This window comes from Micromonospora sp. NPDC093277 (assembly GCF_044765245.1).
Lineage (GTDB): Bacteria > Actinomycetota > Actinomycetes > Mycobacteriales > Micromonosporaceae > Micromonospora.
Map to the genome: position 1 here is coordinate 640414 of NZ_JBIWJO010000002.1, position 11339 is coordinate 651752.

Sequence of the window (11339 nt, forward strand, 5' to 3'; positions counted from 1 at the left end):
ATCACGCGATGTGTCCGCCGGCTCACATATTGACATTGGCCGCTGTGGCGGATCAGACTGTCGCGACAACTCAACCAACGCGCGTGCGTGCGGGGGAAGTCCGGTCGAAATCCGGCGCTGGCCCGCAACGGTGGGCCGTCGAGGTGGGAGACACCCCGGCGGCGAGCCCGAATACCCGCCGCACTCGCGATCGTCCCTGCTTCCCACCCGTCGTGGCCCACGGGTCGGAGTCCGGTCGACCCTGCCCCACGGCGGTCGGCCGGGTTTCTGACGACCGCCGGGCCGGAAAGGCGCTTCCGATGGTCGTCCGCCTGAGCCGGCACTACGTGCTCGCCCTGTTCTGCGGTGTCCTCACCGCGCTCACCCTCGTCACACCAGCATCCGCCACGCCCGCGCGCGCCGCCGACCGCCCGGAGGCCGCCGCGGGCTGGCTCACCCGGCAACTCGTTGACGGGGAACGCTTCGAGGTGGTCTTCGACGGCGTCGCGTACCCCGACCAGGGGTTGACCCTCGACGCGGTGTTCGCCTTCGCCACCGCCGGTGTCGCCGACGATTCCGGCGCCAGGGCCCTGGCCTGGGTCACCCGGCCGGACGTCCGCGACGGCTACATCGGCGACGGTGCCACCGAGGCGTACGCGGGCGCCACCGCCAAGCTCGCGCTCGCCGTCGACGTACGCGGCGGTGACCCGGCCGACGTCGGCGGGGTGGACCTGATCGCCCGGCTGCGCTCCCTCCAGTCGCCCGCCGGCCGATTCACCGACCGGTCCGCGTACGGGGACTACAGCAACGCCTTCAGCCAGTCCTTCGCGATCCTCGCCCTGGGCCGCACCGCTCAGGGCGTACCCCCGGCGGCCGCTGCCTGGTTGGCCGGCACCCGGTGCACCGACGGCGGCTACCCGTTGCTGCCCGCGCAGCCGGTCTGCACGTCCGACGTGGACGCCACCGCGCTCGCGGTGCAGGCACTGCGGGCCGCCGGGCGCCGCGCCGACGCCGCCGCCGGGCTGCGCTGGCTGGCGTCCGTGCAGCGCGCCGACGGTGGCTTCGCCAACGCGGCCGGCACGGCGAACGCCAACAGCACCGGGCTCGCCGCGCAGGCGCTGCGCGACGGCGGCCGACCGCTGGCCTGGGCGCGAGCCCGCGTATTCCTGGCCGGGCTCCAGGTCGGCTGCGCCGGCACGCCCGCCGACCGGGGCGCGGTCGACTTCGACGGTGGCGCCTTCGACCCGGACACCGCCGCCCGCGCCACCGCCCAGGCCGTCCTCGGCCTGACCGGCACCGGGTACGCCCGGCTGTCCGCCACCGACGCCATGCCCGGCGCACCGGTCCCTCCCTGCCGGTGACCTGTCCCGTCTCCCGTCCACACCCAGGAGGATTCGTGTTCCCTCGCCGATTCGGCACCGGTAGACGCCTCGCCGGCCTGCTGGCCGCTGCCGTCACCGCCGTCGCCCTGACCGCCGTCGAGCCCGCACCGCGGGTCGCCCAGGCCGCCGGCTGCACCGGCACCTCGGGGGTCACCGTCGTGGTCGACTACGCCGCCCTCGGTGGCGGGGTCCAGGTCGGGTGCGCCCCCGGCGATCCGGCCACCGGGCTGGCCGCGCTCCAAGGTGCCGGCTTCACGGTGACCGGCACCGCACGCTGGGGACTGGCGTTCGTCTGCCGGATCAACGGCAAGCCGACCGCCGCGACCGAGCCGTGCGTCAACACCCCGCCGGCCACGGCGTACTGGTCGTACTGGCACGCGCCGCCCGGCGGTTCGTGGTCCTACAGCACCTCCGGTGCGACCAGCTACAACCCGGCTCCGGGCAGCGTCGAGGGCTGGTCCTTCGGCGCGGGCGCTCCGCCGAGCATCGCCGCGCCCTGACCCTAGGTCCGCGGTGTGACCTGGCGCACCGGGTGTCGGCCACCGCTCTGACGTCGCGCGACGGGGCGGCAGGGTGTCGGCACCCGGTACGCCGGGCACAACTACACAGGTCCCACAGCCGTGAGCGATATTGCGGTAGCCGCCCAGTCGTAGCCGTAGCAGCAACTGAACAAGCTGGCGCAGATCCGACCCTGATGTCACGGGCGGTGCTGGTGACCGGCAAGCGGAGAGCCCGGTCGCAGCGAGCCGAGAGCGTTGCCGTCATCGGCCGGCCCCGCCTGGGCGGATGCCGGGGAGGTGAACGTCGCGGTCGCCTGGAAATTGGCGCGGCGAGCGGCGCGGCGGAAGGCGGCGAGCACGGCTGGACCCGTGACGACGACGAGCACGGCGGTGGTGACAGCCCGGCCGGTGTCCCATCCCAGCGACGTGACGCTGAAGAAGACGAGATACCGCTGGAACTGTTCGAGCACGGGCAGGCCGGGCTGGTACGCGATGGAACTGCCCGGGTCGAGCGAGAACGGCCAGAACGACAGGTTGAGCATGAACCCGAAGCCGTATCCGGCGATCGCGGCGTAGCCGGCCAGAAGCCCGATCTCGGCCCGGCCGCGGGCCGCGGGAAGCAGGCCGGCGAACATACCGACCCAGGCGCAGCCGAACATCTGGTACGGCATCCATGGGCCGACCCCGCCGGTGAGCAACGCGGAGGTGAAAAGCGAGGTGCAGCCGAGCGCGAAGCCGAAGCCGGGCCCGTAAACGCGGCCGGCGAGGACGAGGACGAAGAAAACAGTCTCGATGCCGGCGGTGCCCGCGCCCAGCGGCCGCAACGCCGCGTTGATCGCGGACAGGACGCCGAGCATGGCCAGGGCTTTGGCGTCGATGCGGCCATCGGCGATCTCGGCGAAGACAACCGCGAGGACGAGCAGGAGCAGCGCGCCGAACATCAGCGGCGGCGTTTCGGTTGAACCGAACGTGCCGGGTGCGACGACGAAGGGCCACAGAAACGCGACGAATCCGATAAATGACGCCAGGGCGATTGTGGCGGTGGCGCGGGCGGGGACGCGGATGGCCGTCATGACCGCGCCGGCAGGTGATCGCCGGGTGATGTCGCGCCGGGGCCGGCATCAAGTGCGGCGGCGACCTGGTTGACGGTGAGGTACGGCAGCGGGGCGAGGATCTTCGCGATCTGCGGGGCGAACGTGGGTGAAGCGGTCAGCACCGTGGGCGCGGGTCCGTCCGTGACGATGTCGCCGGCGGCCATGACGACGACCCGGTCGGCTGCGGCGGTGGCGAACTCCACGTCATGGGTGGCCACGACGACGGCGTGGCCACGCGCGGCGAGCCGATCGAGGGTGCGGACCAGCGCGGCTTTGGCGCGGTAGTCGAGGCCGCGGGTCGGCTCGTCCAGCAGCAGCACCCGTGGGGTGACGGCGAGTTGCAGTGCCAGGACCAGCGCCAGTTGCTGCCCGGCGGACAGGTCACGCGGGTGCTCGGCGTCGGTGATGCCGGGAGCGATCTCATCGAGCAGGCGTCGGGCGGTTCCCGCTGGGGCGCCGTCACGGTCCGCTTGCCGGAGTTCAGCACCGACGCTGTCGAGGTACAGCAGATCGCTGGCGGTCTGCGGAACGAGGCCGACGAGGCGTCGGGATTCTGTCGGCTTGATCTTCGCCGGGTCACGGCCCGCGGTGCGAACGGTGCCGCCGGCACGCGGACCGGCGCCCTGCAGCGCCCACAACAGTGACGACTTGCCCGAGCCGTTGCGCCCCATCAGCGCCACGATCTGACCGGGGTGCAGGGTCATGGTCGCGCCCCGCACGGCGACGACAGGGCCGTGGCGGACGATGACGCCGACTGCGGCGAGCGCGATGTCCGCGGTGATGCTGCCCGGCATAGTGGTGGTCGGGGCGGAGTGGGCGGTCCGGTGGGGTGCGGGTGGGACGGCGGGCAGTCGCTGGCGAAGCACGGGTGCGCGGCGGCGGGCGTCGCGGACGGACAGCGGCGGCGGTGTCCAGCCGGCGAGGCGTCCAAGATGCACGATGGGCGGTGCGACCGTGCTGTCGGCGAGCAGGCTGGCCGGATCGCCATGCCGGACCGTGCTGTCTCCGTCGACCAGGATGAGTCGATCGGCGTAGGGGATGACCCGTTCGAGGCGGTGCTCGGCGAGCACGACGGTGATGCCCAGGTCATGGACGAGACGGGTGATGGTGGCGAGGACGTCCTCTGCGCTGGTCGGGTCGAGTGCGGAGGTCGGTTCGTCGAGCACCAGGACCCGGGGATGGGAGGTGAGGGCGGCGCCGATCGCGACTCGCTGCTGCTGCCCGCCGGACAGTTCGTGCAGGCCCCGTTCCCGGAGGTCGGCCAGGCCGAGGAGGTCGAGAGTCTCTTCGACCCGGGCGCGCATGGCGGTGGGATCCAGGGCGAGCTGCTCCATGCCGTAGGCGAGTTCTTCCTCGACGGTGTCGGTGACGAAACCGGCCACCGGATCCTGGCCGACGACGCCGACGAGTTCGGCGAACTCGCGTGGCGGGTGTTCGGCGGTCGAACGGCTGGCGACGGTAACGCGTCCGGCCAGGGTGCCGCCGGTGAAGTGCGGCACGAGACCGTTGATGGCGTTGAGGAGGGTGGACTTGCCGGAGCCGGTGTGGCCGACGACGAGACACAGCTCGCCTTCGTCGATGCTGAGGGTGACGTCCCGCAGAGCGGGCCGGTCCGCGCCGGTGTAGGTGATGGTGACGTGGTCGAATCGGATCACGGTCGGGCTCCGGCGGGGGTGATGGCGGGCAGCGGCCGGGGTGGCGGGGGCGAGGCGAAGGCGGCGATCGCCGCGACCAGAATGGCCCCGGTGGGCAGCAGCGGTAGCGTGGGCCAGCTCAGCGGGTACAGATCCGGGTTGAGCTCCGCGGGGTTGTAGCCGGTGCCGGCGCCCAGCACGACGGCGGCGGTCAGGCCACAGCCGGCGACCACCAGTTCGGGCCACTGCCAGCGGTCGGGGCGATAGCGGCTGCGCGACACCCGTCGGCCGCCGACGGCGAGCCCGGTCACGCTGAGCAGTGTCCCGGTGACGAGACCGCCCAACCCGACCGGTCGGGGAACACTCGGGTCCAGCAGGCCGTACACACCGACGCAGAGTCCGGCCATACCGGCGAGCATCAGCGCGCCGGTGACACGGCGGGACACGCGGGTCGCGGTGCCGGTGCGGCCGTATCCGCGCGCGTCCATGGCGGCGGCCAGGCGCAGCGAGCGGTCGAGCGCGTCGTGCAGGACCGGCAACGCGATCGCCCGCAGCGCTCGCAGACCCCGTGATCGACCGGCGCGTAGCCGCCGGGCCCGCGCGACTCGTTGCACGCTCTCCACGAGCTGCGGCGCGACATTCAACGCGACAGTGACGGCCACGCCGAGCTCGTACAGGGCACCGGGTAGGGCCTTCAGGGCGCGTTTCGGGTTGGCGAGGCTGTTCGCGGCGCCGATACAGCACAGCAGGCAGGCGAGGCGAAGCCCGTCCAGCGCCGCGGACAGGGTCGCTTCCAGCGACACCGGGCCGCCGATCTGGATACCTGCGTACCAGTCCGGGGTGGGCACCTGCGGCAGCCGGAACAGGATGTGGTCCTCGGGCGTGATGCCGGAGGCGAACACCGAGCGGAAGACGACCCGGATCGCGATCACGATCAGGGCCATGATCAGGTAGTAGTGGAACGCCCTGGCCCAGGGTGCCTCGGTGCGCCGAGCGGTGACGACGAATCCGAGCACCGCGAAGATCAACACGAGGAGCAGGGGGTTGGTCGTGCGGCTGGCCGCGGTGGCCAGGGCAAGCGCCCACATCCACCAGGCGACGGGATGCAGGCCGCGGGGCAGCCGCGCGGCGCGCAGCGACACCGCTGGCGTGGTCCCCGGACTCGCGTGGGTCCTGTTCACCGCGGGTTGATGGCGTCAACGTCGATGTCAGCGCGTCGTCGACGCCGGCGGGCCAGGGCGGCGCCGACGACACCCAGCACCGCAACCGCGCCGAGCGTGACGACCAGGGGGCCGGCCGAACCACGATCTGCGATCGTCGCCGCCTGGGTGGGCAACGCGTCCACCACGCTCGGCTCGGCCGCTGCGTGACCAGCGGCGTCGCTGGCCGAGGGGTTTGCGCTGGTGGTGGTCGCCGACGGCGACGCGGCGGCGGAAGCGGTGGTGACCGCAGCGCTGGGTGTGATGGCTGCGCCTACCGACGGAGGCGTTCCGCCGGGTTGGGTGCCGGTCGGCCCGGGACGCGCCGGCCGGCTGGACGGGGGTTTGGGCGTGGGCGCCTTCGGTTTGCTGGCGGGCGGGCCGGCGGTCACGGGGGTGGCGTTGTGCGCGCGGACGCTGTCCGGGCTGAACGTCGGCCGCCCTTCAGTGCCCTCGATGTTCGTCCCCCCGAAGATCCACAGGTCGACGCTGCCGGGTTTCGGCCGGTAGCTCATCGCACCGAGCTGGCTGTACTGCCAGGTGTTCGCGCCCGGGTCGGCGTGCCAGTACGACCAGTAGGCGCTTGCCGGCGGGGTGAGGATGCACTTCTCGTCGTCCGGAGTGGGGTATCGGGTGCCGTTGTTGAAGCCGGCATAACCGATCCGGCAGATGAACGCGGGGCCGTCGTGCTGCGTACCGGTGGTCTTCCAACCACCCTGGTTGAGCAGCTCGTAGCCGGTCGTCGGGGTGGTACCGCAGGACCGCATCAGCGGCCCGCCCCACCGCCGGAAGTCCACCGCGAGGATCACTCCGGAGGTGGTGGTGCACTGCCCGATCGCCAGTGGCTCGGCGGACGCCGGGGCAGGCATCGCCAGGACGGCGCTGGCGACGGCGACGACGCACAGCGCGCCGAGGGCGGCGCCGATACGGCGGATCACGACACGTCCCTGGGCGCGCCAGCCTCCCGGCGTCGCTGACGGGCGAGTAGCAGTAGCACGACGCCCACGATGATCGCGGTGGCTGCCGCCACCACCATCGCGGCAAGCGGAAGGCCGGTGACCGGCAGGCCACCCGGCGCGGCGGTGCCGGGCCCGGTGTCACCGGATGCCGGTGGTCGCGCGGTGGTCTGCGACGGCCACGGCGAGGTTGACCGCGACGGGGACGCGGACGGCGAGGCAGTGGGGTCGACGCCGTCGTGCACGTCGCGGACCAGTGTGCCGAAGGAGATGCCGGTGGCACCACTGACGACCTGGGTCGAAGCGCGCACGTCGGAGCCGGGCTGGCCGTCGGAGGCGACGTTGAACCCGCCGTCGGGATTCTGTTGCCCGGCCAGGAACGCCAGCGCCTTACCGATGTGCGCGGCGTAGGCGGACCGTCGCAGGGTGAGGCCCTGGATGGCCAACGCGGTGGAGTTGGTCGAGTCGCCGGCCGCGCCGGGGAACCCGCCGCCTGCTTTCTGCTGGGCGGCGAGCCAGGTGAGGGCCTTGTCGACGGCGGCGGTCGCCGCCGGGTCGTCGGTCAGCAGAGCCAAGGCCATCGCGGCCATCGCGGTGCTGTCGACCTCGTCTCCGCTACCGTCAGCGGGAATCAGGCTGGGGAAGGCACCGCTCGCGCGCTGGAGCTGTCTGAGGTACTCGATCGGTGCGGTCGCGTCCTGCTGCTGCCCGGCCCGCAGCTGCGCCATGATCCCGAGAGCCTGCGAGAACACCGAGGTGGCGTAGCGGTAGTTTCCCTTCCCGGCACAGCCCGTGGCGGCGTCAACACCGGTGCAGGTGATGTCACGGAGGGCGGCGATGAGGTCATGGCCGCCGAAAGATCGTGGATCATAGCCGCTGGCCTGGGCGAGGAGCGCAACCTTGCCGATCGCGCCACCCGACGGGTACGAGGTGCCGACGCCCAGCCAGCTGTCCACCGTGAACTCGCTGTCGCCGACCTTGCCGCCACCGCGGATGAACTCGATGATCGCCCGCAGCTTCGAGTCATCTCGCCCCGTCGCGGCCAAGGCGAACGCACCGTCGATGGAGAGGCCGAAGTCGGGGTAGCCAGGGAACGACTCATAATATCGGCCGTCGATGAGCTGCTTCGGCCCGACGAGCCACTCCACCCCCTTGGCGAGGTCTGGTGTGGGGCCCTGTGGTGGCTCGCCGCCGAGCGGGTGACTCAGAGTCGCGAGGTTGCCTCCGGCCAGCGTGGCGACCGCCCCCGAGGTTGCCACCAGGTCGGATTCGGTGATCGTGGTGTCCGCCGCGAGTCCTCCGTCGCCGGTGATGCGTGCGGTGAGGAAGGCGATCGCCTCGGCAGCCGGTTGGGTGGCGGCGGTCGCGATCAGCCCTTGCGCCGCGAGAGCCGTCACATACGTCTCGGGCGCGGCGGCACCGACGTAGGGCAGGAAGCCGCCGCCGGGCTGCTGCGCTCCGGTCAGGTACTGCCTGGCAGCGGTAATCGCGGCGTCGTGGCCACCGAGAACGGTCAACGCGAGAAGCGCCGTCCCGGTGTTCGCCGGGTCCTGCGTGCACAGTTCGCCAGGAGCGATCAGGGAATCAGCGAATCCGCCGCCGGCGCACTGCCACTGCAGCAGCCGCTCGACCGTCGACGCCGGAGGGGTGATCCCGGCGCGGCGCAGCGCCAGCAGTGCTGTCGCGTGTGCCGACGGGGACGAGGATCCGGCGAAGTCTCCCGCGGCCGCGCAGCCTGCCAACGGGTCGAGGGCAGTACACACCCGGTCGGTGAGCACCGCCGTCAGGTCGCGTCCACCGAACGTGTGCGGATCGCCACCGGTGATCGTGACGAGCAGCGACAGGCTGGCGGCGTTGTACTGATTCGGGGGCGCGGCAGCGCCGTCGGGGAAGACTGCCGCGTCGACGTGCGCGGCGAGGTAGTCGAGCAGCTTCGCCAGCGCGGGATCCTGACCACCCGCGGCGGCGAGCGCGGTGGCCACGACGATGGTGCGGGTGAAGTCGACCGTCTCCCAATCGGCGTCGTACACGTGATCGCCGTCGGTCAGATTCCCGGCCAGGAAGGCGGTCGCGGCGGCGATCTGGGCCGGGGTGGGCTGGGCACCGGGGCCGCCGGGCCCGATGGTGGGTGTGGCGGTCGCAGGCGGGGTGGTGCCGGCAGCGCGGACCTCATCCGGGGTGAAGGTCGGCTGACCCGTGGTGCCGCCCACGTCGGTGCCGCCGTAGACCCAGGCCTGCACCTCGCCGTGGCCGGGCACCTTGGCCATGGCGCCCAGCGGGCTGTAGGTCCAGGTTCGCTGGCCGGGTGGGGCGAACCAGTAGGACCAGTAGGCCGTCGCGGGTGGGGTCAGCGTGCACGCCTCCTGGTCGGGCTTGGGGTACTGGGTGCCCGCTTCGAAGGTGGCGTTGCCGATCCGGCAGATGAATCCGGGTCCGTCGTGGACAGTCCCGGTGGTGGTGAAACCCGCCTCGTGCAACAGATCGAAACCTGTGGTCGGCGTGGCGTCACAACCACGCAGCACCTGACCGCCCCAGGGGCGGAAATCGACAGCGACGACGGCGCCGTTGGCCGGTGTACACGACTCGATCGGGTCAGCCGCGGCCGGCACGGACACCACGACCGTGGTGATGCCGAGCGTGATCAGTGTCGCGAGGGAAGCCCACAGGCGGGATGATCGGCGGGCGGGAACCGGCATGACGCACTCTTCCAGGGGTGAGCGGCGCAGACGCGGACCCCGAACCGGCTCCCCGGCGCGATGCCCGCGCCGTGACCTCGACGACGCTGACGTGGCACCTCCAGCCAGGTAATCCGACTCGTCCCTGACGGGACCTACGGTTGCGGGCCAGTGCCGGAATTTGACCGGCTTCCCCTGATGCTGGAGCACCCCATCGCAACACACGCTCTTCGCCAACGTCAATCCTCGACGGGCGTCACCTGGATAACAGCAAGGCGTTGATCGATGTCGACACGCGCTCGGGGTTCGGTGAGCTGAGCCGGCGGTTCGGGCGAGGGACGTGGCTCACAGCCGGCTCCGGCACGACCGAACGATCGGTCGGAGCCTTGTAGGGTGGAGAACGGCGCTGGTTCGCCCGGTCCCTGACCGGGCGTCGTAAGAGGGAACCCGGTGGGAGTCCGGGACTGCCCCGCAGCGGTGAGTGGGAACGACCGCCGTCATCGGCACTGGGCCGCCCATGGCCTGGGAAGCGACGGCCAGTAGGAGACCGGCACGTCCGGCCGCGCCCGCGAGTCCGAAGACCTGCCCGCGCTGCGCACACGAGGGGTGTGCGCTGCCGTCGACCTCGCGGGCGGGTCGTGCGGGTGACACGCCATGGGGCGTGTCCTCGACGTGCGCTCCGGCCGGTCCGGCGGTCTGCTTCCCGAGGACGGACGACCCATGCACGACACCACCACACTCGCCGGCCGGCCGCCGTCGGCCTCGCGCCTGACCATGTCGCAGATCATGGACCAGCACCACACCAACCTGATGGGCACCGTGCACGGAGGGCGGATCCTCAACCTCATCGACTCCGTCGCCGGGGTGGTCGCCGCACGGCACTCCGACGGACCTGCGGTCACCGCCGCTATCGACGAGACCGCCTTCCTCCGCGCGGTACGGGTCGGTGACGTCGTCCACGTCGACGCCCGGATCACCTGGGCTGGTCGCAGTTCGATGGAGGTCGCCGTCAAGGTGAGCGCGGACAGGTGGGACCGAGCGGTACCGCCGGTCGATGTGGCGACCGCGCACCTGGTCATGGTCGCGGTCGACGACGACGGCCAACCCCGTGTCGTCCCGCCGCTGCTGCCGCAGACCGACGAGGACCAGCGCCGCTACCGCGAGGCGCAGATCCGCCGCGAGCACCGGCTGGCGTTGCGGCGGGCCCTGCTCGACGGCGCCGAGGAGGACTGAGACATGCTCGGACTGTCCGCGGCGACCGTCGCCGGCTACCTCGCCGCGATCACCGTCCTCATGGTCACCCCCGGCCCCGACATGATGTTCGTCCTGGCCAACGCCGCTCGCTACGGCACCCGTGCCGGGGTGGTCGCCGCTCTCGGCGTGGCGGCGGGCGAGGCGGTGCACGTCGCCGCGGTCGTCGGCGGCCTCGCCGCGCTCATCTCCGCCTCACCGGTGTTGTTCACCGCGATCCGCTGGGCCGGCGCGGCCTACCTGGTCGTTCTCGGGGTGCGGGCGCTACGAACCGCCGGCCGGCCGACCACCACCGCGCCGGAGCAGGGCGGCACCACCAGGCACGCGTTCCTCCGCGGACTGGTGACCAACCTGCTCAACCCGAAGATGATCCTGTTCAGCGTGGCGTTCCTGCCCCAGTTCGTCGACCCGGCCGCGGGTAACGCCACCGCCCAGTTGACACTGCTCGGCGCTCTCTTCGTGGTGGTGCAGCTCACCGTCGACATCGCGTTGGGCGCCGGCGCCGGCCGGCTCGCCGGCCGGATGTCCGAGGGCCGCTGGTCACGGTGGATCAACCGGATCTGCGCCGTCGCGTTCGTCGCACTCGGACTCCGGCTGGCGGCCGGCTGACAGGGACCGCAGGTGACGTACCGACACCGGGCGCATCCGGCCGCCGCCGTCGGCCACCGC

At 72.1% G+C, this 11339-nt stretch carries 9 protein-coding genes and 3 riboswitches; of the genes, 4 read left to right on the forward strand and 5 right to left on the reverse strand.

Features of this window, described 5'->3' with window-relative positions:
* Positions 1-28: 28 nt before the first annotated feature.
* Positions 29-198: riboswitch (cobalamin riboswitch) on the forward strand.
* A 101-nt stretch (positions 199-299) separates the two neighbouring features.
* Both ACIRG9_RS07555 and ACIRG9_RS07560 read left to right on the forward strand, forming a co-directional pair.
* Positions 300-1340, forward strand: a complete 1041-nt coding sequence (locus ACIRG9_RS07555; RefSeq protein ID WP_402851644.1) for a peptidase — start codon at positions 300-302, stop codon at positions 1338-1340.
* A gap of 35 nt (positions 1341-1375) precedes the next feature.
* A complete protein-coding gene (locus ACIRG9_RS07560) occupies positions 1376-1861 on the forward strand; it encodes a hypothetical protein (RefSeq protein ID WP_402851647.1) in 486 nt (161 codons plus the stop codon).
* Between the two features lie 197 nt (positions 1862-2058).
* Here the strand turns inward: ACIRG9_RS07560 and ACIRG9_RS07565 are convergent, their stop codons facing one another.
* Genes ACIRG9_RS07565 through ACIRG9_RS07585 form a run of 5 tightly spaced genes read right to left on the reverse strand, consistent with a single transcriptional unit; the run spans position 2059 to position 9440 of the window.
* Positions 2059-2934, reverse strand: a complete 876-nt coding sequence (locus tag ACIRG9_RS07565) for an ECF transporter S component (RefSeq protein WP_402851650.1) — start codon at positions 2932-2934, stop codon at positions 2059-2061.
* A complete protein-coding gene (locus ACIRG9_RS07570; protein WP_402851652.1) occupies positions 2931-4610 on the reverse strand; it encodes an ABC transporter ATP-binding protein in 1680 nt (559 codons plus the stop codon). Before ACIRG9_RS07570 ends, ACIRG9_RS07565 begins: the two co-directional genes overlap by 4 nt.
* Positions 4607-5770, reverse strand: coding sequence for an energy-coupling factor transporter transmembrane component T (locus tag ACIRG9_RS07575; RefSeq protein WP_402851655.1), 1164 nt, complete (start codon positions 5768-5770; stop codon positions 4607-4609). Before ACIRG9_RS07575 ends, ACIRG9_RS07570 begins: the two co-directional genes overlap by 4 nt.
* Positions 5767-6726 carry a hypothetical protein gene (locus ACIRG9_RS07580; protein WP_402851658.1) on the reverse strand — a complete coding sequence of 320 codons (960 nt, stop codon included), beginning with the start codon at positions 6724-6726 and terminating at the stop codon, positions 5767-5769. The genes ACIRG9_RS07575 and ACIRG9_RS07580 overlap by 4 nt, the downstream gene beginning before the upstream one ends.
* Positions 6723-9440, reverse strand: a complete 2718-nt coding sequence (locus ACIRG9_RS07585; protein WP_402851661.1) for a prenyltransferase/squalene oxidase repeat-containing protein — start codon at positions 9438-9440, stop codon at positions 6723-6725. The genes ACIRG9_RS07580 and ACIRG9_RS07585 overlap by 4 nt, the downstream gene beginning before the upstream one ends.
* 85 nt (positions 9441-9525) lie before the next feature.
* Positions 9526-9658, reverse strand: a riboswitch (cobalamin riboswitch).
* A 151-nt stretch (positions 9659-9809) separates the two neighbouring features.
* Positions 9810-10024, forward strand: a riboswitch (cobalamin riboswitch).
* Positions 10025-10139: 115 nt separating this feature from the next.
* Between ACIRG9_RS07585 and ACIRG9_RS07590 the strand changes: the two genes are divergently transcribed.
* Positions 10140-10652, forward strand: coding sequence for an acyl-CoA thioesterase (locus ACIRG9_RS07590; RefSeq protein ID WP_402851918.1), 513 nt, complete (start codon positions 10140-10142; stop codon positions 10650-10652).
* Positions 10653-10655: 3 nt separating this feature from the next.
* Positions 10656-11279: a LysE family translocator gene (locus tag ACIRG9_RS07595; protein ID WP_402851663.1), complete on the forward strand. Its 624-nt coding sequence runs from the start codon at positions 10656-10658 to the stop codon at positions 11277-11279.
* Positions 11280-11339 lie beyond the last annotated feature (60 nt).

What these genes read in the sequence shown, in the direction of transcription:
- ACIRG9_RS07595 (WP_402851663.1), top strand. Translation starts at nt 10,656, where the DNA reads ATGCTCGGACTGTCCGCGGCGACCGTCGCCGGCTACCTCGCCGCGATC.
- ACIRG9_RS07565 (WP_402851650.1), bottom strand. Translation starts at nt 2,934, where the DNA reads ATGACGGCCATCCGCGTCCCCGCCCGCGCCACCGCCACAATCGCCCTG.
- ACIRG9_RS07555 (WP_402851644.1), top strand. Translation starts at nt 300, where the DNA reads ATGGTCGTCCGCCTGAGCCGGCACTACGTGCTCGCCCTGTTCTGCGGT.
- ACIRG9_RS07590 (WP_402851918.1), top strand. Translation starts at nt 10,140, where the DNA reads ATGCACGACACCACCACACTCGCCGGCCGGCCGCCGTCGGCCTCGCGC.
- ACIRG9_RS07585 (WP_402851661.1), bottom strand. Translation starts at nt 9,440, where the DNA reads ATGCCGGTTCCCGCCCGCCGATCATCCCGCCTGTGGGCTTCCCTCGCG.